This is a genomic window from Haloarcula sediminis, assembly GCF_035656455.1.
Lineage (GTDB): Archaea > Halobacteriota > Halobacteria > Halobacteriales > Haloarculaceae > Haloarcula > Haloarcula sediminis.
The window spans coordinates 708,251-729,467 of sequence record NZ_JAYMGA010000001.1; the positions used below are offsets into that span (position 1 = coordinate 708,251).

The 21,217-nt window shown below is 67.6% G+C and carries 19 protein-coding genes; 4 read left to right on the forward strand and 15 right to left on the reverse strand.

Annotated features, from left to right (window positions below; genetic code table 11):
* Positions 1 to 4: 4 nt before the first annotated feature.
* The 4 genes from VJ162_RS03780 to VJ162_RS03795 form a co-directional block, all read right to left on the reverse strand.
* Entirely contained in the window at positions 5 to 1,594 is a 1,590-nt protein-coding gene (locus tag VJ162_RS03780; protein WP_324662471.1) for a PH domain-containing protein, read from the reverse strand.
* Entirely contained in the window at positions 1,591 to 2,052 is a 462-nt protein-coding gene (locus tag VJ162_RS03785; protein WP_324662473.1) for a PH domain-containing protein, read from the reverse strand. The genes VJ162_RS03780 and VJ162_RS03785 overlap by 4 nt, the downstream gene beginning before the upstream one ends.
* Positions 2,053 to 2,120: 68 nt before the next feature.
* A complete protein-coding gene (locus VJ162_RS03790) occupies positions 2,121 to 2,744 on the reverse strand; it encodes a beta-class carbonic anhydrase (protein ID WP_324662474.1) in 624 nt (207 codons plus the stop codon).
* A gap of 17 nt (positions 2,745 to 2,761) precedes the next feature.
* The gene (locus VJ162_RS03795) at positions 2,762 to 5,518 is read right to left on the reverse strand and encodes an ATP-dependent helicase (RefSeq protein WP_324662475.1); all 2,757 of its coding nucleotides are present in this window, start codon (positions 5,516 to 5,518) and stop codon (positions 2,762 to 2,764) included.
* A gap of 231 nt (positions 5,519 to 5,749) precedes the next feature.
* Here VJ162_RS03795 and VJ162_RS03800 point away from each other — a divergent pair, with 231 nt between their 5' ends.
* Both VJ162_RS03800 and VJ162_RS03805 read left to right on the forward strand, forming a co-directional pair.
* Complete coding sequence (locus tag VJ162_RS03800; protein WP_324662476.1) at positions 5,750 to 6,529, forward strand: ArsR/SmtB family transcription factor; 780 nt, start codon at positions 5,750 to 5,752, stop codon at positions 6,527 to 6,529.
* 169 nt (positions 6,530 to 6,698) lie between these two features.
* The gene (locus tag VJ162_RS03805; protein ID WP_324662477.1) at positions 6,699 to 7,460 is read left to right on the forward strand and encodes an MBL fold metallo-hydrolase; all 762 of its coding nucleotides are present in this window, start codon (positions 6,699 to 6,701) and stop codon (positions 7,458 to 7,460) included.
* An 18-nt stretch (positions 7,461 to 7,478) separates the two neighbouring features.
* Here the strand turns inward: VJ162_RS03805 and VJ162_RS03810 are convergent, their stop codons facing one another.
* The 5 genes from VJ162_RS03810 to rqcH all read right to left on the reverse strand — a co-directional run bounded on the left by VJ162_RS03810 (position 7,479) and on the right by rqcH (position 13,752).
* A complete protein-coding gene (locus VJ162_RS03810) occupies positions 7,479 to 8,636 on the reverse strand; it encodes a sensor histidine kinase (RefSeq protein ID WP_324662478.1) in 1,158 nt (385 codons plus the stop codon).
* Positions 8,637 to 8,789: 153 nt separating this feature from the next.
* The gene (locus VJ162_RS03815) at positions 8,790 to 9,857 is read right to left on the reverse strand and encodes an mRNA surveillance protein pelota (protein WP_324662479.1); all 1,068 of its coding nucleotides are present in this window, start codon (positions 9,855 to 9,857) and stop codon (positions 8,790 to 8,792) included.
* A gap of 107 nt (positions 9,858 to 9,964) precedes the next feature.
* Positions 9,965 to 10,681 carry a DUF4013 domain-containing protein gene (locus VJ162_RS03820; RefSeq protein ID WP_324662480.1) on the reverse strand — a complete coding sequence of 239 codons (717 nt, stop codon included), beginning with the start codon at positions 10,679 to 10,681 and terminating at the stop codon, positions 9,965 to 9,967.
* 124 nt (positions 10,682 to 10,805) lie between these two features.
* On the reverse strand, positions 10,806 to 11,507 hold the full coding sequence (locus tag VJ162_RS03825; RefSeq protein ID WP_324662481.1) for a DUF4013 domain-containing protein: 702 nt from the start codon (positions 11,505 to 11,507) through the stop codon (positions 10,806 to 10,808).
* A gap of 106 nt (positions 11,508 to 11,613) precedes the next feature.
* Positions 11,614 to 13,752: a ribosome rescue protein RqcH gene (gene rqcH / locus VJ162_RS03830; protein ID WP_324662482.1), complete on the reverse strand. Its 2,139-nt coding sequence runs from the start codon at positions 13,750 to 13,752 to the stop codon at positions 11,614 to 11,616.
* A gap of 98 nt (positions 13,753 to 13,850) precedes the next feature.
* Here rqcH and VJ162_RS03835 point away from each other — a divergent pair, with 98 nt between their 5' ends.
* Complete coding sequence (locus VJ162_RS03835) at positions 13,851 to 14,228, forward strand: truncated hemoglobin (protein ID WP_324662484.1); 378 nt, start codon at positions 13,851 to 13,853, stop codon at positions 14,226 to 14,228.
* 10 nt (positions 14,229 to 14,238) lie between these two features.
* On the opposite strand, the gene VJ162_RS03840 is transcribed toward VJ162_RS03835, so the two are convergent.
* The 4 genes from VJ162_RS03840 to VJ162_RS03855 all read right to left on the reverse strand — a co-directional run bounded on the left by VJ162_RS03840 (position 14,239) and on the right by VJ162_RS03855 (position 18,226).
* Complete coding sequence (locus tag VJ162_RS03840; protein ID WP_324662485.1) at positions 14,239 to 15,273, reverse strand: NAD(P)/FAD-dependent oxidoreductase; 1,035 nt, start codon at positions 15,271 to 15,273, stop codon at positions 14,239 to 14,241.
* A 61-nt stretch (positions 15,274 to 15,334) separates the two neighbouring features.
* On the reverse strand, positions 15,335 to 16,048 hold the full coding sequence (locus VJ162_RS03845; protein WP_324662486.1) for an MBL fold metallo-hydrolase: 714 nt from the start codon (positions 16,046 to 16,048) through the stop codon (positions 15,335 to 15,337).
* A 53-nt stretch (positions 16,049 to 16,101) separates the two neighbouring features.
* On the reverse strand, positions 16,102 to 16,563 hold the full coding sequence (locus tag VJ162_RS03850; RefSeq protein WP_324662488.1) for an SRPBCC family protein: 462 nt from the start codon (positions 16,561 to 16,563) through the stop codon (positions 16,102 to 16,104).
* Between the two features lie 4 nt (positions 16,564 to 16,567).
* Positions 16,568 to 18,226 (reverse strand): tRNA uridine(34) 5-carboxymethylaminomethyl modification radical SAM/GNAT enzyme Elp3, encoded by a 1,659-nt coding sequence (locus tag VJ162_RS03855; RefSeq protein WP_324662490.1) that lies wholly within the window; start codon positions 18,224 to 18,226, stop codon positions 16,568 to 16,570.
* Between the two features lie 107 nt (positions 18,227 to 18,333).
* Here VJ162_RS03855 and VJ162_RS03860 point away from each other — a divergent pair, with 107 nt between their 5' ends.
* Entirely contained in the window at positions 18,334 to 18,474 is a 141-nt protein-coding gene (locus tag VJ162_RS03860; RefSeq protein ID WP_324662492.1) for a hypothetical protein, read from the forward strand.
* Here the strand turns inward: VJ162_RS03860 and VJ162_RS03865 are convergent.
* Both VJ162_RS03865 and VJ162_RS03870 read right to left on the reverse strand, forming a co-directional pair.
* Positions 18,459 to 18,947, reverse strand: a complete 489-nt coding sequence (locus VJ162_RS03865; RefSeq protein ID WP_324662494.1) for a cupin domain-containing protein — start codon at positions 18,945 to 18,947, stop codon at positions 18,459 to 18,461. The two genes, VJ162_RS03860 and VJ162_RS03865, sit on opposite strands and share 16 nt — an antisense overlap.
* A gap of 39 nt (positions 18,948 to 18,986) precedes the next feature.
* Positions 18,987 to 21,203: a DHH family phosphoesterase gene (locus VJ162_RS03870; RefSeq protein ID WP_324662495.1), complete on the reverse strand. Its 2,217-nt coding sequence runs from the start codon at positions 21,201 to 21,203 to the stop codon at positions 18,987 to 18,989.
* Positions 21,204 to 21,217 lie beyond the last annotated feature (14 nt).

Here is a 21,217-nt window from a genome sequence, read left to right on the forward strand (position 1 = left end):
CCGGTCACCCGTCGCGGTCGGCCTTTCTCGCGAGCAGGTCGGTGTAGAGCCGCGCCCGGAGCGTGTCACGGAGCTGTGCGGCCCGCTCGTCGTCTACGTCATAGACCCTGGCCGACCCGCCGAGGATGCTGCTCGTCGAGGCCGTGTCGGCGGTGACCGTCGCGAGGTCGCGCCGGCGCTGGAACGGCGAGCGACCGACGAACACCGTCTGGACGCGGTAGTACGGAACGATTCGGGTGGTCTGGCGCCAGAACCCGGTCCGCGTCGCCAGCACGTCGTCGTCCAGCGCGACGCCGCGGTGTCGCCACCGGAGGTGGGCCGCGGGCGGTACCAGCACGAACAGGCCGAGCAACAGCCACCAGAAGCCACTCTCCAGCAGGAACGTGTCGACGGCGTAGCCGACGGCCGCCACGACGCCGGCGACGATAGCGAAGCGGGCGGCGTAGCGACGGCGGGCGCGCGTCGGCGACCGCTCGAAGTCGAGTTCGCCGAATGGCTCGATGTCGCCGGCCAGCTTGTACACCACCGACCGCGGGGCCATCGGGATGGCGACGCCCTGTCCCGACTCCTGGGTCCCGCCGCTGTAGCCCGCAGTCTCGACCGCGAGCGTGGCTAACCCGAAGCGACGCATCAGGGCGTTCTCGCGGATAGAGACGGTCTGGACCTTCGACAGCGGGATAGTCCCGCTGTACCGGCGCAACAGTCCGCGCTCGTAGCGCAGGTCGTCGCCCTCGCGGACGAGCCGGAAGTCGTAGTACTCGACGACGGTCAACGCGACGCTCAGGACGAGCGCGGCCACGAGGAACTGCAGGCCGACGAGGACCGCCAGCGCGACCAGCCGGGGCGGACCGAAGGCCTCCAGAACGGCCAGCGAGAGCGAGGACCCGCCGCCAACCAGCCCCAAATTGAAGCGGAGGACGCGGGTCAGGATGTCGATGCCGAGCGGGAGCCCGACAAGCAGGAGGACCGGCGCGGCCGGACGGACGGAGACGACGGCGAAGGTGAGGAGGTCCCGGAGCGTGAACTGGAACAGCTCCTCGGTGCGAGCCCCCGGCTCGGCGGCCGCCGGCTGAGCCCCCTCGTCCGGTGCTGTATCGCTGGATTCGGTCGACTCGCCGTCGGTATCCGTCTCGGCGGCCCGTGCTGGCTCCGTCGCCGTCTCGCCGTGGCGCTGGACGAGGCGGCGGAGTCGGTCGGCCTCCGCCTGGTTGACGGCGTCCAGCGTCGCCTCGGTGGCGGCCCCGCCGGCGGTCTCGAAGGCCACCACCGAGAGCCCCAGCAGCCGGTTCAGCACGCCCTGTCTGGCGTCGACGTTCTGGATGCGTCCCAGCGGTATCTCCCGGGACTGGCGGGCGACGACGCCCGACTCGACCCGTAGCGTGTCACCCTCTATCTCGTAGGTGAAGCGGTAGTACCGCGCCAGCGCGAAGCCGCCGAGGACCAGCGCCAGCGCCGGAATCAACAGCGGGGCCGCCGCGGCGGGCAGGCCGAGGACCCCAGTGAGCGTCGTGCCGGCGATGACCCCGAAGAACGCGCCCTGTAACAGCCCGCGACCGACGCTCACCGCGCCACTGAGCGGGTGAAGCCGTTTCATACCGCGTCCGTCGCCTCGCTCTCGCCGGCGAGGTCGCGCAGCCGTTCGCGCAGTTCGGTCGCCCGCTCGGGTCGCAGCCCCGGTATCGTGATGTCGGCCCCGCGCGAGCCGGCGGTGTACACGACCACGCTGGCGAGCCCGGCGGTTCGTTCGACGGGGCCGCGGGTGGTGTCGACGTGCTGGACTCTGACGTAGGGGACGGAGGTGTCGGTTCGCGTCACTACCCCGCGGACGAGAAAGAGCGCGTCGTCCTGTAGCTCGAACCGCCAGATGCGCTGGGCCAGGACGGCGTGTACGGCGCCCAGGGCGGCGAGTACGACCCAGCCGGCCACGACGAACTCCATCGGGACCGGAACGAACAACCGATCAGCAGCGACGGCCAGAGCGACGAGAACCAGGCCACTGAGAGCGGTTCGCCCGGTCCACAGCAACCTGACTCGCGGGTGCAGCGACTCCATACCGGCCAGTGGGCCGAGAGCCGGATTAATCGTACGCTCCGCCGCCGGCACAGAGAGCCCGGGCCGCGTTACACTCGCTCGCTTATCTCTTCGCCGACGTGCTCGCCGGGTCGGCGCAGGTGACCGCTCTCGACCTCGTAGACGTAGCCGGTGACCGGCACGTCCGGAATCAGCGGGTGGTTCTCCAGATAGGACACCTGTGCCGCACAGGCCTCGTCGATGTCGTCGGTCATGCGGACCCACTCGGCGATAGAGGCGTCGCCGATGTTCAGCTCCGGAAGCGCCGGGTCGAGGTCGACGTCGTCGAGATCACCGCCGGCCGCAGCTTCCAGCCCCCCGACGATGTCCTCGTCGGCGGCGCTCATCATGCCGCAGTCGGTGTGGTTGACGACGATTATCTCGGCGGTGTCGAAAAACTGCAACGTCAGCGCCGCCGAGCGGATGACGTCGTCAGTGACCTTCCCGCCGGCGTTTCGGAAGATGTGTGCGTCACCGAGTTCGAGGCCGAGAACCTCTTCGACCGGTATCCGCTCGTCCATACAGGCGAGGACGAACAGTTGCTTGTCGTTCGGGATGTCCTTGCGGCGCCGTCGCGCCCAGTCGTCGCGCGCGTCGACGTTTTCGTCTACCCACTCGTGAACGTGGCCCGCCTCGGGTGGCTCGGAATCCTGACCGTGTGTATGGTGTGCCATCCCCTATCTGTTGGGGGTCAACCCTGATTAGTCTTATACTCGTTTGCGGTCACGGCGCTTTCGCCCTCGATCTCGTCCATCACCCGGCGGTGAAACTCCGCAAGCACCGCGGACTCGTCCTCGGCGAGCACCACGTCGCTCGCGGCCAGCGTCGCCAGCCCGAACGCCCGCGGCGATGGCGAATCGACGCGAACCGTCGTCACGTCGAGCGCCCCTCGCTCAATGTCGGTCAGCACGTCCTCGACGGCGCCGACGTTGAGCTTGTCCTGCAAAATCTCGCGGTAGGTCTCCTCGACGACGGCGAAATCACCCAGCTCCTCGGCGAAGCCAAGCAGCATCTCCGCCGAGACCTGCTGCTCGCTGGCCGACTTCTCGTAGCCCTTGTACCGTTTGAGTATCATCAGCGAGCGGGTCGCGTTGATGCGGAAGTACCGCTGGAGGAGGTCGGTCCCGTCGAGGGCCGCCCGGAGGTCCCCGCGAACGTCGCCGGGGTCGATGTCCCGGACGATGCGTTCGATGTCGACCTTCCGGTTGAGCGGCATCGAGAGGGTAAAGCCGTTGTCGGCGACGGCGACCTGGACGTTTGCGCTTGCGGCCTGTGCGACCCGGTAGGCCAGCAGGCGGGAGAAGCCGTCGTTGAACCGCCGGCCGTAGTTTGAGTGGACGTAGTAGTGTCGTTCGTACTCGTCGTGGTCCATCGCCTCCTCGATGACCAGCCGGCCGTCCGTCGCGACCGACCCGGCGCCCGCGTAGGCCACCTGCTCACGGAACATCCGGGCGATAGCGCGGACGGAGTTCTCGTCAAGCGGGAAGTCCCGCAGCCAGTTGCGGACCTCCGAGAGGCCGCCGGCGGCGAGCCTGTCGAGCAACTCGCGCTGGAACGCCAGTATCTCGCGTCCGAGGTCATAGGAGAGCGGCAGCCGCTCGGAGTACCACGAGGGGACGGTGGGCCGGGCCGCCGTGGGGTCGACGTACACCTTCGACCCGCGCCGGTAGCGGTACTCGAAGTTCGAGCCGCCAAGCACGAACACGTCGCCTTTCTCCAGCGTATCCAGATACGACTCGTCGAGCTGTCCCACCCACTCGTCGCCGCTTCGCGTGATGACGTCACAGGTAAAGGAGTCCGGGATGGTCCCGATGTTGGTCATGTAGATGACCCGGGCCAGCCGCCCGCGCTTGCCGACGAGGGGCTCGTCCACGTCGTACTCGTCGTAGTGGTACTCGCCGTTGGGGGGGTCGTTGGTGTCGCGCCATATCTTCGCGTAGACGTTCTTCTCTTCCATCCCCGGGTAGTCGGCGGTGAGATAGCGACACAGCTGCTCCCACTGCTCGTCCGTGTAGTTCCGGTAGGGGTAGGCCCGTTCGAGGATGCCCCGGACCTCGGACTCGGGCCGGACCCGATTGATGGCCATTCCGTAGACGTGCTGGGTCGCCACGTCCTGGGCGTTCTCGGGGATGAACACGCGGTCGACGAAGCCGTCGGTGGCCTTGCCGAGCATCACCGCACACTCGACGAGTTCGTCGCGGTCCAAGGCGATGACCCGTCCCTCGACGGTCTCGCCGAGCTGATGGCCGGCCCGCCCCACGCGCTGGAGCAGGGCGGCAACGGATTTGGGGGAGCCGACCTGGACGACGAGGTCGATGTACGGCATGTCGATACCGAGCTCAAGGCTCGTCGAGGTCGTCACCACGTCCAGCTCGCCCGCTTTCAGTTTCGCCTCTATCTCGTGGCGCCTGTCTTTCGAGAGCGAGCCGTGGTGACAGCCCGAGTTGCCCTCGTCGTAGTCGTCGTAGCGCTCCCGGAGGTTCTGGAGGACGCGCTCGGCGCCCGACCGCGTGTTGGTGAAGATGAGCGTGTTCGTGTGGTCCTGAACGTGGTCGTGCAGTTGGCGGTAGAAGCGGTCGGTGACGACGCTGCTGGGCGTGTCGATGAGGTCGTCTGTCGGACAGGACAGTTCGACGTCGAGGTCCCGGACAAAGCGGGTGTCGACGAGTTCGTACGGTCGCGGTTCGCCCCCGGGTTCCTCGCGGCCGACCAGGAACTCGGCGACCGTCTCCAGGGGCTCGACCGTCGCCGAGCAGCCGATTCGCGTGGGCGACCCCTCGGCCATGGCTTCCAGGCGCTCCAGGGACACCGAGAGGTGTGTCCCCCGCTTGTTCTCCGCCAGGCTGTGTATCTCGTCGACGACGACGTACTCCACCGTTTCAAGCTTCTCCCGGAACTTCGGGGAGTTCAGCAGTATCGCCAGCGTCTCCGGCGTCGTGTTGAGAATGTGTGGCGTCGTCTCCAGCATCTTCTGCCGGTCGGCGCTTGTGGTGTCGCCGTGGCGGATGGCGTGGCGGATCTCGACGTCCTCGCCACGGTCGTCTAGCTTCTCGGTGACGCCGTCGAGGGGGACAGTCAGATTGCGGTGGATGTCGTTTGCCAGTGACTTCAGCGGCGAGACATAGAGGCAGTAGACGCTGTTGTCGAGGCTGTCCTCGCGGGCCTTACGGAACAGCTCGTTGATGATGGCGGTAAAGGAGGCGAGTGTCTTCCCGGAGCCGGTCGGCGCACAGACCAGCGCGTTTTGCCCCTCGTGGATGAGCGGAATCGCCTCCTTCTGTGGCGGCGTGAAGAAGCCGCCGTTTCCGGGGACAAACTCGCCGAACTCCTCGACCCACCACTGCGAGACCACCGGTTCGAGCCGGTCGAGTACGTCCGCGTCGTCGATAGTGACCGACGCCGCATCGAAGGCGGGATCGGTGGCGGCGAGTCGCTCGCGCGGGTCCATCGTCTGGATAGACGTTGGCCCGAACGGACAAGTGGGTTCCGCACGGCGACGCGTTGGGCGCCGCGGCGACGTCGATACCGACCGTTTCAGGGCCAGTAAGTGGCGCTGACTGGTTGCCGGGCTACGCCTCGGCTCCGCACCGCCGCCCGCGTCCACACGCCGGGCGAGACGGTGAGGAGAACCGAGCCAGTCTCCACGAGATTCATTACGCTGGCCGTCCCTGGGTGCGATATGTCCCTGCTGCCCTCCCGCGGCCCCGACGCAAGCAGCTCACAGGACGGTGAGGTACAGATCGTCGGGGTCGACGAAGATGTCGCGTCCGTCCTCGATGCGCTCTCCTCGGAGACGGCCCGTGACATCCTCAACGCGGTGTACGAAGACCCCGGAACGCCCTCCGAACTGGCCGACCGCCTCGATATGTCCATCCAGAAGGTCTCCTACCACCTGGAGAAACTGGACGAGGAGGAGCTCATCGCCGTCGCCGGCACCCAGTACTCCGAGAAAGGCCAGGAGATGACGGTGTACGAACCGCCCGAGGACCCGCTCGTCGTCTTCGTCGGAACGCCCGACAGAAAGCGCACGCTGCGCTCGCTGGTCGAGCGGCTCGTCCCCGCCGTCGGGGTGCTCACGGCGGCCAGTGTGATGGTACAGGCGGTCTTCGGGACGATACCGGGACTGCTCGGATCGCTCGAGAGCGGCTCCGGTACCGGTGGTAGCGCCGGCACGAACGGGACGTCAGGCACGCCGGAACCAACCCCCACGCCCGAACCGACTCCGACCCCGACACCGCAAGATGACGGCGGCATCGGTATCATGGAGGCCACGGAACGAGCGCCCGAGACGCCGACGCCCGAGCCGTCGACGCCCGTCGAGATGGCCCAGGAGGCGACCGAGACGGCCACGACCGTCGCAAGCGGCGGCGGGGTCGACCTCGAACCGGGCGTCGCGTTCTTCCTCGGCGGGCTCCTCGTCATCGGCGTCGTCGGGATGACGTGGGCCTACGCCAGATAGCTCAAACGCGGTTTTGAGCCTCGGATGGACTTTTTATCGACCCGGCGGTAGCCATATCCAGGCCGTCGCCTGACACGCCTGCCCACGTGTCACCGCGCCGACGACGGCCGCCCCGCGACACCCCGCTGGCGCACCAACCCCTTTGGCCCTCCCCCCACAACGGCGGCATATGCGACTTACCTTTCTCGGGACCGGCAGTGCGATGCCCACCGGAAGACGCGCACAGTCCGGAGCGCTGCTCGAAACCGACGGGAGCGCCCTGTTGGTCGACTGTGGCAGCGGCGTGCTCGACGCGCTCGCACGGACTGACACGGGCTATGAGGGCGTCGATGCCGTCTTGCTGACCCATCATCACCTCGACCACGTCTCGGACATCGACGTGCTGTTGAAGGCACGCTGGCTGGCCGGCGAGACCGAGCTGGCGATCGCCGGGCCGCCCGGGACCGCCGACCTCGTCACCGACTTGCTTGCCGTCCACGAGTACATGCAAGACCGCATGGACCTCCGGCTGGTCGACATCGAGGAACCGGCGTTCTCGCTGGCGGGCTTCGACGGCGAGCGGACCGAGACCCGCCACTCGATGCAGTGTTTCGCCTATCGCCTGACGCCGTCGGCCGGCGGGCCGACGGTCGCGTTCAGCGGCGACTCGGAGGCGTTCCCCGAACTCGCCGCCTTTGCCGACGGCGCGGCCGTCTTCGTCCACGACTGCTCGTTCCCCGACGACGTCGACGTCTCGAACCACCCGACACCGACGAGCCTCGGGGCCGCACTCGACGAGGCCGACGCCGACCTGGGCCGTGTCTATCTGAACCACCTGTACCCACACACCGAGGGCCACCACGAGGAGATGCTGGCGTCGCTTGGCGAGGCCTACGAAGGCGACGTGCGCTTTGCCGAGGACGGGCTCTCGATGACGGTCGAGGAGGTCTGAGACCGACGCCGCGTCTCGTCAGGCCCGCTGGAGGGTCACGCGGAACGCCGCGCCCCCAAGCTCGCTGTCGCCCACCGTGACGTCGCCGCCGTAGGATTCCGTGAGCGCGCGGACAAAGCCCAGCCCGAAGCCAGTCCCCGAGCTTTCGGGTCCTTTCGCACCCATCTCGAATATCTCGGAGCGGATCTCCTCGGGGACGCCAGTGCCGTCGTCCGCGAACGTGACGACGATGGTGTCACTGCCCGTCTCCGCCACCGAGATATCCATGTGGACTGGGCCGTCGTTGTGGACGGCTGCGTTCGAGACGAGGTTCGTGAACACGGAGTCGAGCAGGTCGCCGCTGTAGACGCGGTAGTCGGCCGTCTCGGGGTCGAAATCGACGGTCAGCTCCGGAAAGTTCGCACAGACCTCGGTGACGGTGTCCTCCAGAATCGTCCGGAGGTCGCGCGGCTCGGGCTCTTTTTGCTCCTCTAATGTGCTCACGAGGTTGCCGACCCGCTCGATGAGGTCGGCGGAGCTCTCGGCGGCCCGCTGTATCTTGGCCACGTATTCGGCGGTCTGGCCCTCGACCTCGTTCGCGACGGCGTCGGCGAAACCTGCGATGATCTGGAGGTCGTTGCCCAGGTCGTGACGCAGGAGGCGGTCGTACATCTCTATCATCTCCTTTCGCGTCTCGAGGTCCTGACGGGCCCGTTCTAGTCGCTCGCGCGAGCGGATGTTGCTGATGGCCGTCGCCGCGTGGGAGGCCAGAATCTCCAGCGGGCGGCTGTACTCGTCGCCGAACGTGTCGACGGAGGTCGAACGGGTGACCAGGATAGCGGTCACCTCGCCGCCGACCTGTGCCGGCACCGCGAGCGTCGCGGTCACGTCCGAGTCGCCGTCCAGACCGGCTTCGGCCCCGGTGGTGACGACGGTCTCGCCGGTTTCGAGGGCCTCCCGGGCCACGGGTCCGGGTGTGCCGCCCTGGGTCAGGCGCGGGTTCGTGCTGTGGACCACTTCGAGCTCGCCGTCGCGAACCTCGATAAACGTGGAGTAAGAAAACTGGAACAGCAGTGACATCGCTTCGAGTGTCAGCGAGACGACCTCCTCGACGGACTCGCACCGGTTGAGTGCCTGCCCGTACTTGTTGAGGTCCGCGACCTGCCTCGCGAAGTCCTGCTGTTCTTCGAATGACATTTTCTCGTGGCTCCGGAGTTGCGTATGTTTAGTCGGTACCAGTATAAAAATGGCACACCAAAGAGTACCCTGATCGATACTTCCGGCGGCGGTCAACCCACCGTAGCGACCCGCCCCGGACCCGGCAGGCTGCCGGGAACAGGATCGCCGGTGTCATTCGAGCCGGTAGCGAAGGAGGGCCGCGATACCGCCGAGATTCGCGAGTTGCTCGCCCGGCGCGAACTCCGCGGAGAAGACCGTCACGTCGCCGCCCTTCTGCTCGGTCGTCTCGATGATGTCGTCGGCGTCGATGTCCCAGTCGCCCTCGCCGGCCCGCTCCTTCCGGAGCCGCTCGTCGAGCACGAGCAGGGTCTCGATGGCGCCGAAGTCGGCGGCTTTGGCGACTTCCTCGGGCCCGTAGGCGACCTCGCTGCCCTCGCCGATGCGGGCCATCAGCTCGTCGATGTGGTCGGCCTCCTCGGCGATGCGGGTCCGCTGCTGGACGTCCTCGACGGCGCCCCGTTTCAACACCTCGTGGACGCCGCGGTCGCCGACGGCCGCGGTGTCGACCGTAGTTATCTGCTCGGCGATCTCCGGAATCGCGTCCTCGAAGTAGTCTAAGGCGTCCTGCTTGGTGAAGCCGGGGCCGGCGAGGATGTAGGCGTCGACGTCCTGGCGCTTGAGCACGTCCGCGAGTTCGGAGAACAGCTCGTCGCGGGGCCGGGCGTAGTCGCCTTTCCCCGTCGTGGACGTGATGGTCGCACGCTCCTCGGTTCCGTACTGGGCGACGGTGTGGACGTGGGCCTCGCCCTCCTCGACGGTGGCGATGGCCACGTCGGGGTTCTCGGTGGACTCGACGGCCTCCTCCAGCCGGTCGTTCTGATCGGGCTTCCAGCGCTTCTCGATGGTGAGTTCGGTGTGTTCCTCGACGTTGAGCGTGTGGTGAAAGTCGATCTGGTCCTCCCGGGAGCAGTCGATTATCTCCCCGCCGACGCGCAGGCGGTTTGCGAACTTCGCGAACTCCACGTCCGAGACCTCGATTTTCAGCCACATCGGCTCCCGTTCCCCGCCCTTGTCCCGGAGGTTGTCGTCGTTGCGCTGGATGCGGCGGGTGGTGTCGCCGGAGACGTGGTCGCCGGGCTCGATGACATAGGAGAGGTGCCAGAGGTCGTCGAGCGTCTCGGGGACCACCTCGACGCGCTCTCGACCCTCGCCGGTGGCCTGCCGGCTCTGTATCTGCATACCCGAACTGCGCCGGCCGGTCACAAGTGCCCTGCTATTCGGATCGGTGGCCGCCGTCCGGAGGACACGTCCGCTCTCGCGGGACTCGTCAGCCCCGCAACGGGTCCTCAGTACGTCGGCTGGCTCGTGGCGGACTCAGGCTCGTCGGCACCCAGCGGCGTGTCGGCCACGCCGGCCCCGATGGCGTACGCGCTGGCGACGTTCCCGTAGAAGGTGATAAACGGTATCAGGACGATTCCGATGATGGTGAACACGACCACGTTGCCCGCGAGCTGGGCGAGGAAGTTGATGGCGACAGCGACCACAACACCCGTCAGGTAGGCCTTGTTGCCGCCAACGGAGCGTATCGTCGACGGCGAGAAGGCCGAACCGATCTCACCGGTCACCGCGTAGGCGGCGACTGCGGCCGGGAGGAGATAGACGGCGGCGAGCCCGACCAGGAACGCGACCAGCATGAACGCAAGCACCGCGATGACGCCGAGTACGGCGAACACGTCGCCGGCGCTGCCGCCGAGACTACCCCCCAGAAACGGGATGAAGAACGCGAACCACGACACGAGATAGAACACGACCGGGACGAGGAGGTAGGCGAACCCGATCAGCAGGGCGACCAGCCCGTCGACGAGGAGGGCGCCCCAGTCGTCGAAGACCGGCGGTGCCTCGCTCTCTCCGGCGCACACCTGTCTGATAACCCTGACGTGGTAGCCGTTGACAAACAGTATCGGAACGAGGAGTATCCCGAGCAGGGTCAACACGCCGCCGATAACGACTGTCTCTACGCGCTGTTCGCCCCGCCACGGATACTCGATTGCGTCCTCGAACATGGCTCAGTGTTGACACCCCGTCGTACGCGGCCGTTCGGTTCAGCGGGTATGACGAGCGGGTCTTTTCGAATGAAACACATAAGTGTTGATAAGGACTCCGACGGCCGCGAGCGCCGAGACGGACTCACGCCGCTGGCCGGCTCACGGGGGCCTCGGTCCCGTCCTCGACAGCGGGCATCTCCCGGACGGCCGAGCCGATGGCGTGGGCGCCCGCGACGTTCGCGTAGAACGTGACAAAGGGGGCAAGCAGCGCGCCGATGAGGACGGCGTTCAGCGCGCCGACGGCGATACTGCCAAGCAGGCTGATACCGACGGCAACGAGCCAGCCGGTCGCGTAGGTCCTGCTGAAGGCGTAGACGCGCAGTTCGGCCGGCGAGAACGCCGCTCCGAGGCTGTCCGCGCGGACCCAGGCCACGACGGCCGCGGGGATGACGTACGCCGCCAGCACCGCGACGACGACCACGAGCAGTGCGGCCACGAGCGCGACGAGTCCGACAGCGAGTCCCGCTCCCCGCCCGGGCCCAGTAACCCCGAGCGTCGCGCCGGTAGCGACGACCGCGACGACGGCGATGACCGCCGGGACGAGCGAGTACGCCAGCCCGATGGCAAACGCCTTCGCCCCGTCGGTCAGCAGGTCACCCCAGTCGTCGAACGCCGGGGGTTCCTCGACACCGGCCAGGACACCCCGGAGGCTCCGGACGACGTATCCCAGTACCGCAAACACCGGGACGAAGAGGAAACTCAGGACGAGCAAGAGGCCGCCGATGACTATGGTCTTCACCGCGCTGTCGCTGTTCCGTGGATAGTTCAGTGCTTCTTGAAACATCGTTGTGCTCCCGACATACGGCGGGGAGTCGCCCGATCCGCACGGCTCTCCGTCTCGTATCTACCGAAACTACGTCGGGCAAGTATATAGCTCCGCGTGAGCGGTGCTACTCCTCGACCATCCGGCTCCCGCCCGGGGGCAGGAACTCCTGAATCAGGTCGGGACTTGCGACCTTGCGGACGAACGACTCGTCGGTGAACCGGTCCTTGAACTCACGGTAGAGCCGCTTTGCGATGTCGTTCTGGGCGTACTGTCCGGGCTCGACCTCGATGCTGGTCGCAACGTCGCCCCGGATGGCCGCCGGCGGTCCGCCGACGACCTGCGTCCGGTCCTCGCAGGTGATACCGACGGCGACACCGACGGGGGTGTCCTCGAAGTACGTCCGGTCACCTCTGACCGCGAAGCCGCCTTTCTCTAGGTACTCCCCGCTCTCGGGGGTCTTCGAGACCTGGTCCGGGTCGACCATGTACACGTCGCCGGCGAACTTTCCGTCCTTCCAGACGGAGCTGTAGGAGACGGCAAACTGGGCAGCCTGGTCGAGCGACGACTGCGGGAAGTCGACCTCCCGCGACGACTCGCTCGGCCCGGTGGCCTTGAGCACGGTGACCGGCCCGCCGTGGGCCTGCGCGTGGAAGAACTTGTCACCCCCCTCCAGGTACTTCTGGACGAGCTGTTCGTTGTCGTCGGCGTCGCGGCCGCCGATGACGAGATAGCCGTCGGAGGTGCGAAACCAGCGGAACTGCTCGTACCACTGCTCGTTGTGGCGGACGGGAATCGACGGCTCGGCGAGCCAGTCGGTGGATGCATCGTCGGCTTCGTCCTCGTCGTCGGGGTCGTCCCCGTCGTCTGCTTCCCACTCCTCGCGGCGCTGCTTGACCGCTTCGAGGTCCTCGCGGGTGTCCTCAATGGCCGCCTGGGCGCCCTCCTTCTTGCCCTCGATTCGCTTTGCCTCCTTGTACAGCTCGTCGGCGTTCTTCTCGACGCCGGTGTCGGCGTCGACGGTGATACTGGTTCCGTCGATGTCGAGGGTGACAGTGCCCTCGCTGCCGTCGACGCCGGCCACGGCCTCCGCGGCCGGGATACCCTGCTCCGCGCCTTCGCGGAATGTGGCCTCGATGTCGTCCCACGGGACGTCCTCGCTGCGGGCGCTCTGGACGGTAGAGAGCACGTCGTCGACGAGGTCGTAGCGAGCGTACAGCAGCTCGGCTTTCTCGCGTTCGGCCTGTGCGTCGGCCTCGAAGTCGTCGATGGCCTCCTGTTGCTGGCGGATGATGTGTTCGTACTTCGAGATCTCGCTCTCGAAGTCGGGCCGTGTGGTCTCCCCGCCTTCGACCTCCTCCTCGCGCTGGAAGTTATAGAAGTAGTCGTCCAGGGCGTCGTTGAACGTCTCGAAGCGCTCGCTGTAGCGGTGTTCGTACTCCTCCAGTGCGACCGGGGTCGCGTCGACGCGGCGGCGCTCGGGCTCGCCGTCTTCGTCGGTCTCGCCGTCCAATTCCTCGTAGTAGACCCGCGGGTCCAGTGTTCCCTCCCGAAGCGTGGTCGCAAACTCCGAGACCACCTCGTAGAGCCGTTCGAGCTGGTCGTCGGTGAGGTCCTCGACGGCCTCGTGGTAGCCGATGCCGGCCCGCGTACACAGCTCCTCGCCGTAGAGCCCGCCGAAGTTCAGCTGCGTCGCCAGGGTGCGGACGAGGTCGGCGTCGGACTCCCGGATTTGGGCGACAAAGCCGTCGTAGTCCACGGTCAGCGGGTTGAACCGGGCGGAGGGGAACTCGTAGGGCGCCCCCGGCGCCACGGTCCGTGATTTCAGGCGGACGGTTTCGAGGCAGTCGATGACCTCCCCGTGGCCGTCCAGCACCGCGAGGTTGCCGTCGCCAAACAGCTCCGCGACGACCGTCGTCGAACCGTCCCCGCGGGAGAACTCCAACTCGAGGATGCGGTCGAACTCGAACTGCTCGACCCGCACGAGGTCCGCCCCCGAGAGGCGGTTCCGGAGCATCATCGCGAAGTCGGGCGGGCGGCCCGGGGCGTCCGGAACGTGATCCGCCGAGGCGACGTAGGCGCCTTTCACGTCGCCGAGCTCGATGATGAACTCGACGCGGCCGCGGTCGAAGTCCCGCAGCTTCAGGCGAACGAGGTCGTCCTCGGCGTACAGGTAGGCCTTGTCGAGTTTCGCACCGGTGTACTCGGCGAGCTCGGCCTCTAAGGCGGCGAGGTCGACGCTCGTCAGCTCCCGCTTGTGGTCCATGTCGATGGCTGTCGTCGGCCGCCCAAATGCCTATCGGGACGGCACAGACGGCCCGTTCGAGTAGATACTTTTTAGGGAAGAAGAAGAGAACCTCCGACATGGCGCAGGACACGCTGTACGAGCGGCTCGGCGGTCACGACGGCATCCGCGCGGTCGTGGACGACTTCTACGACAGGCTGGTGGCCGACGACTCGCTGGGGCCGTTCTTCGAGGGCGCGGACGTGTCGGAGCTGCGGCGGACACAGACTGACTTCCTCTGTGAGGCGGCCGGCGGCCCCGAGACGTACGACGCCACGCCGGTGCGCGAGGCCCACATCGACGTCCCGTTCACCCCGGAACACATCGAGCGGGCCGTCGAACTGCTGTACCGGAGCCTCGAGGAGTTCGACGTGCCCGACGAGGACGCCGACGCCGTCGTCGAGGCGGTCGCGGCGTACGAGGAGGAGCTGCTGGCGAGCCCGGACGGGGACGACTGATACTGCCGACTCAGAGCTGCTCGGCGACTGTCTGGCCGACCTCCAGCCCGTTCCGGACGGCGGCGTGGAGCCGGGGCTCCTCGGCCACCCAGTCGCCGGCGAAGTAGAGGTCGTGGTCGGCCGCGTGGGCAAGCGCCCCCCGGTCGACCGTCTCCTCGGGCTGGGCGTAGCGCCAGTGCTGGTGGTCCGTCCAGTCGGGCTCTGTCAGCCGGTCGTCGTCCAGCAGGTGGGCCGTCCGCTGGGCTATCTCCGACAGCAGCCGGTCGGGGTGGGCGTCGTAGTTGGCCACCGACCAGCCCTCGTTCATCTGGACCAACAGTAGCGACTCGCCGTCCGGGACGTGGCCCGCCTTGCACTCCTCGCGGGCGAGCCAGCCGATATCGTGGGCCTTGTCGGTGTTGACGGCGGCGTACCACGGCACGTCGAGTTCGAATGGGTAGTGGAGCATCCCGGAGACGACGGTCCGGTAGGGGACCGACGCGACGGTCTGGCGGAGGTCCCGACAGTCGTCGTGGTCCCACGCGGCCTCGCCCAGCAGGTCGGCGGTCTGTGGCGCCGGCGGCGTGAGCAGGAGACCGTCGTACCGGCCGTGGTCGGTCCCGTCGGCGGCGTGGACGCGCCAGCCGTCGGCCTCGCGGTCGAGCGTCTCGACACGGACGCCGTTGTGGACTGTCGCGTCGGTCTCGGCGAACAGCCGTTTCGCCAGCTGCGTGATGCCGGCCTCGTAGGTCCACTTGTGCTCGTCGCCGTCACGGCCCTCGCCGATGTCGCCGTCGCGCTCGAAGGCGTAGACGGGGTCGTCGATGTCGACGAGCCCCTCGGTCGGGAGCGTCTGGGTGACAAGCTCGGTGACACGGTCGTCGTCGGCCTTCAGGTAGTTCGCGCCGTACTCGTAGGTACACTCGTCCTTCCGGCGGGTGGCCGCGCGGCCACAGACCCCCCGGCTCTTCTCGAAGACTGTCACGTCGACAGGGGTGTCCCGCAGCACGTACGCCGCCGCGGCGCCCGCCGCGCCGGCACCGACGACGGCAAGCTTCGATGTCATGGCTCGCATATAGGGCGGTGGGAGTAAATAACCAGGCGAAAGCGGGGGCGGTGGCAGCGAGTTACAGCCGCTGGGCGAGCCCACGCAGGGCGTCGCTCCCGCCGGTCACGACGGGGTCGCCGTGACCCATCGCCGCCACGTCGAAGGCCGGAATCCGGTCGGCCAGTGCAGCGACGCTCGCCCGGAGTTCGTCCATGTCGTAGGAGTCCCCCCAGAAGGGCGTCGTCAGGCCGCCGTCGTCTCCCGCCCACACTAGGTCGCCGAGAAACGCCGTCGACGCGCCGGCGTGGTGGTAGACGACGTGGCCCGGGTTGTGCCCCGGCGTGTGGTAGGCGGTGAACCCGCCGACGGTGTCGCCGTCCTCCAGCGGCTCCAGAGCGAGGTCCGGCAGCGGAAAGAGTCGTCGGCTCACGCGGTGGAACAGCCCCTTGTGGTGGAGGAACTTCGGCTGCGAACGCCCGGCAAGCAGGTCGAGGTCGGCCCGCCCGACGGAGACGGGCCCGTCGAACGCCGGGACGAGCCGGTTCAGCCCGCCGACGTGGTCCAGGTCGTAGTGGGTGAGCAGGACGCGGTCGAGGTCGCCGGCGTCGTACCCCAGCGTCGCCAGCTCGCTGTCAATAGACGGCCGGTTCCACCACAGCCCCGTATCGACGAGCGTCAGCTCCGCCCGCCCGGTGCCGACCAGCCGCTCGTCGACGAGATAGGCGTTCGACGCCAGCGGCGGGACGAGGCCGAGCTCCAGCAGCCAGACACCGGGGCGGAGTTCTCGGACCATGGGGACAGGAGGTGGGCGCCGATGAAAACGGCACCGTATCGTGGGGACAGTTCTCAGTTGTCGAGGAACCGACGCCAGCCGTCGCCCTCGGCCAGTTCTTTCAGCCCGGCGGCGTGGTAGTCGACCAGCCCCCGGAGCCGCCGTCGGGCGACCGGCTCGCCGAGCCGTCCTATCGGGCCCAGCGGCATCGTGAACTTCACGGTATCGGACATTAGCGTCCCGTCACCGTCCTCTTCGAAGGTGTGCTCGTGGACGAGCGAGCCGAAGACACCCGATAGCTGCTCGTCGACGAAGCGGCGCGGGCGGTCCATTCCGGTGACCTCGGCCGTAAGTTCGAACGGGACGCCGAACTGCCGTTGCTTGAACGTGACCTGCTCGCCCAGTTCCAGCAGTCCGGTCGCACCCTCGGCGCGCTCCTCGGGCATCGTCGCGACGTGGGCCTCGACGTGGCGCGCGAGGTCGAAGACGCGGTCGCGGGGCGCAGCTATCCGTGTCTCCCGAACGATTGCGCCCACGGAGTCACTCCAGCCGTTTGCTCACGTAGGGGCCGTCCTGCTTGTATCCGAGCTTCTCGCGGTAGTACTGCCGGACGCCGATGCCGGAGATGACCGCTATCTTCGGGAAGCCGGCGTCCCGGGCGAGCTCCTCCGCCTTCGCGAGCAGGCGCTTGCCGTACCCCTTGTGCTGGTGGTCGTCGTCGCCGGCCGTCTGGCCGACGCCCACCGAGTTGCCGTAGACGTGGAGCTCGCGGACGAGCGCTGCGTCTTCGAGCTCGCGCCTGACGGGGTTGTTGGGGAACCGGAGCCGGCAAAAGCCCACCAGCACGTCAGTCTCGAAGTCCTCGAAGGAGATGAAGTGCTCCGTGCCGCCACAGGACTCGTAGGTCATCACGTTCAGCTCGACGTCCTCCGCTATCTCGTCCTTGTGGCCCGCCTCGCGACAGCGGATACAGTCACAGCTCCAGCCGTGTTTCTCCATCTCCTTCCAGGCGAGCTGTCGGAGGTTGGACTTCCAGACGCCGCCCTCGATGAAGTCCGCCGGGATGTCCCGCTGGACCCGCTGGAGGCGCGTGTAGCGGGGAATCATGTCCTTTATCTCGGCGACGAGTTCGGCGGCTTCCTCGTTGTTCAGCGGGTCGAAGTCGTTCTTTTTCCACCAGTCGTAGGTGACGGTGCCCGGGACGACGAGGGTGGGGTATATCTTGAGGTAGTCCGGTTTCCAGCGCGATTCCTCGAAGATGCGCCGGAAGTCCTCCAGACACATCTCCTTGGACATCCCCGGCTGACCGGGCATCATGTGGAAGCCGACCTTGAACGCCGAGTCCCGCAGCCGGCGGTTGGCGTCGATGCTCGCCTGAACGCCGTGGCCGCGGTGCATCTCGCGGTTGATTCGCTCGAAGGTCGTCTGGACGCCGACCTCGACTTTCGTCCCGCCCAACCGCAACATCCGGTCTATCTGCTCGGGGTCACACCAGTCGGGCTTTGTCTCGAAGGTCGTCGCGACGTTTCGTACGTCGGCGGTCTCGTTCTCCGCGATGACGTCCTCCAGATACCGGAACTCGTAGTCGTCCTCCGCGAAGCTGACATCTTCGGCCGGCTGTGGGTCGGCGTCGACGTCGAAGTCGTTCATCGCCTCGATGGCCCGCTTGACGAACCACTCCTGGTAGTCGTGGCTCCGCGCGGTCATCGTCCCGCCCATGACGATGAGTTCGGCCTTGTCGACCGGGTGGCCTATCTCCCGGAGCTGGTTCAGCCGAAGCGTGACCTGGCCGTAGGGGTCGTAGTCGTTTTGCTCGCCGCGGGCCGCGGCGGGCTCGTGGCCGGTGTAGGACTGGGCCGAGGAGAACTCCGAGTCCGGCCCGCCGGGACAGTAGAGGCACTTCCCGTGGGGACACCGGTGTGGCGACGTCATGATGGCTATCGGCGAGACGCCCGAGGCGGTGCGGACCGGCTTGCGCTGGAGGACCTCCTCCAGGACCTCGCGGTGTTCCTGTGGGGCGTGGTCGAGCAGTTCGGAGTTCTGTGGAACTTTCGGCGCCGAGTACTCCCGGCAGACGTCTATCTTGGCGCTCTCGACGTCATCGCGTTCGACCTCGCCGGCGAGGATGCGCTCTACCAGCTCCGCACACACCTGCTGGAAGGCCTCGGTCTCCTCCGGTTCCGTCGTCTCCGTGCTCATCGCTTACCCGAACTGGTCGACACGGCCGAATAAGCGTGTCGCTCGGGCGAGCGCGGAGTTCGCACAGGCCCACAGAGTTGAAGTCGCGAGCGGCCCAGTAGTCCTGTATGAGCAGTGACAGCGCCGACGGCGACGACAGCGGACGCCCCACGTTCCGCGGGTGCGTGTTCTGTTATGCGGGCGAGTGGGCCTACTACGGCGCCAAAAAGGCCGTAGGCTCGGCCACGGGCAGTCAGTCCTCCCAGTAGTCCAGCTCCGCGTGTAAGTCGAGATACGTCGACAGCGACCGCGACTCGCTGTCGCCGCCGGGCGCGGCGCCGGCGTAGAGTCCGACCATGTCCCGGTCCGGGTAGACGGTGATATCCGGTTCCGCCATCGTCCCGCTCATCAGCAGCCGGAGCCGGTCGTCGCCGGCCTCGATGTCGTGGGCGCCCTCTTCGCCGGCCGGGAGGGCGACGTAGTCGCCGGCTTCGAGGTCGTGGGCGCTCTCGTCCGGTCCCAGAAAGAGCGTGCCGCTCCCCTCCAGCACGAAGACGGACTCCTCGTTGCCCTCGTGGTAGTGGCGGACCCACAGGCGCTTGCCGGCGGGGACCTCGTAGAGGCTGGTCCCCAGCTGCTCGCCGCCCGCGGCCGAACCCAACTGCTTGCGTTTGAACTGTCGGTCGCCGTGGTCGTGTTCGGTCCAGTCGAGGTCGGCAACGTTGACGGGGCCGTCGCTCATGGCGGAGCGACAGCGCACGGGGAGAAAAGCCCTGTGCCCTTACAGGTCCTCGGCCAGCCGTTCGAGCGTCGCATCGAGTACCGCGTCGCGCTCGCCGGCCAGATAGCGAACCGAGCCGTCTCGGACGCTTCGGGTGGTGACACCGCCTTCGGGCACGGCCTCGTCGACGTCGGCGACCAGCTCGTGCAGGTCGAGGTCGGCGTCGGTCCGGACGTACAGCGTGTCCGTGTCGACACCGACGACGGCGTCGACCTCGTCGCGCACCGAGCGGTGGAGCTCGTCAAGCAGGAGCGTCTCCGGCGGGAACTCGTACTGGTGGGAGTAGGCGTCCGTGTCCAGCACCGCCACGTCGGCCCCCTCGACCGTGTGGTACTCCAGGTTGGCCACGGCGGTGGCCACCTCGTCGTCGACCTTCTCGCGGAACTGCTCTGCCACGTGGCCGGCCAGCCCGCCCACGTCGCTCTCGTCGTCGCCAAAGACCAGGTCGGTGATGAGCTCGCGCTTGTCCTCGTAGGACTGGTAATGTGCCTCCAGTGCGACGGCCTCGCGAAGCTGGGCGACCGCCTCGGCGTCGTAGCCGGCCTCGCTCGCGAGGTCGACGTACGCCCCGGGGGCGTCCTCCCAGAAGCTCACGGCGGGGAGGTGTCGGAGGTCCGCGCGCACGTCCTCGTTGACGTGGGCGGCGACGTTGGCCGCGAGCGTCGTCGCGGTGGTGTCGGGGGCGTCGGCCAGGCTCGGCGAGACGACGGCGTCGACCGCGTCGGTGACGGCGCCGTCGACCTCGATGTCGTCGACGACGACCGTGGGCGCGCCGTAGACGTTCAGCAGGTCGAAGCCGTCAAGGCTCTCGCGGGTGCCGCCGGCTGCGACGAAGACAAACAGCGGGAGCGCCTCGTCGTGGCGCTCCTTGTTGTCGAGCATCTGCGAGGCGTCCTTGGTGGCGTCGTCCATGTCGTAGACGCCGCCCTCCAGCGGTCGGCGGTCGAAGTAGTGGTACTGGGCGTCGGTCCGCCGGTGCTGGTCGGTGACCAGCGGGAGCGTCGCCCGCTCCAGGGCGCTCCCCGCGAGGTAGCCGTCGGCGGTGTTGGTGTGACGGACGATGACCGGCCGCTCGGTGAGTACCGCCTTGCGGATCTCGGTGGCCGCCTCGACCAGGTCGGCCGAGAGGGCATCGACAGTGTCGTCCTCGGCCAGGGGCTCCACGGCGTCGGGTCTGGCCTCGTCGTCGAGCGCGTCGGCGAGTCGGCGCTCGACCTCGTCTCGCTCGTCGTCGTCGAGAACCGTCAGCGCCTCGGTCTCGACCTGCAGTTCGCCCCGTCGCTCGCGCACTTCGCCGTCGAGTCGGGCGAACTCGCCCTCGTCGACGTCGGGGTAGGCGCGGACGCCGGCTTCGACGAACGCGGCGCAGTCGACGGTGCCACTTTCGTCCTGCAGTTCGAAGACCGTCGGACCGGAGGTCTGTCGGATGCCGACGACCTCGCCTTCGAGTCGGACGGTCTCGCCGACGTGGTCGGCGAGGGCGCCGACGGGAACCGTCGTCGGTCCGTCCTCGGCGTCCGCTTCGACAGCAGCCGTGTCGCCGCTCGCGGACTCGGTTTCGGTCGACTCGTCGGCGTCGCTGTTCGAACCGACTGTGCCGCCGGCTTCGGACACGCGGTCGGCGTCGCCCGTCTGACTCACTGCGCCCGCTTCCGGTGCCGCGGTCGCCGTTCCCGACTCGGACGCGTCGGCCGCGTCGTCGTCTGTTCCAGAGACGGTATCGTCTGTCTCGTCGGCCTCGTCGTCAGTGTCGTCCGACGCTTCGTCGTCCGTGTCGGGGGACCGAGCGGTCGCTCCGTCCCCGTCAGCGTTTCCCGACTCGTCTTCGTCCTCTTCCAGCAGCGTGGAGTGGCCCACGTCGGGGTCGTCCACGAGCACGCCGCGGAACTCGCTTTCGGCCTGTCGGATGGACCAGCCCAGGTCGACGTTGCCGTTGTCGCGGACGTTCTTGACCTGGACGTACACCTCGTCGCCGGCGTCCCAGTCCAGCGAGTCGAGTCGCTGGTCCAGTTCGCTGCGGTGGAGCAGGCCGGTGACGCTGTCACCGATGTCGACGAAGACGCCGAACTCGGCGAAGCCGTCCACGTTGCCGCGGTAGTATCGACCAACGTTGAGCTGGTCGGCGCTATTCCCTCGGAACTCGAACAACGCGTCCTCCTCGTGGAGGTCACAGATGTGTCCGTCGACGGATGTGCCGCAGATGATACACGAACCCATTGCCCGATGCAAGC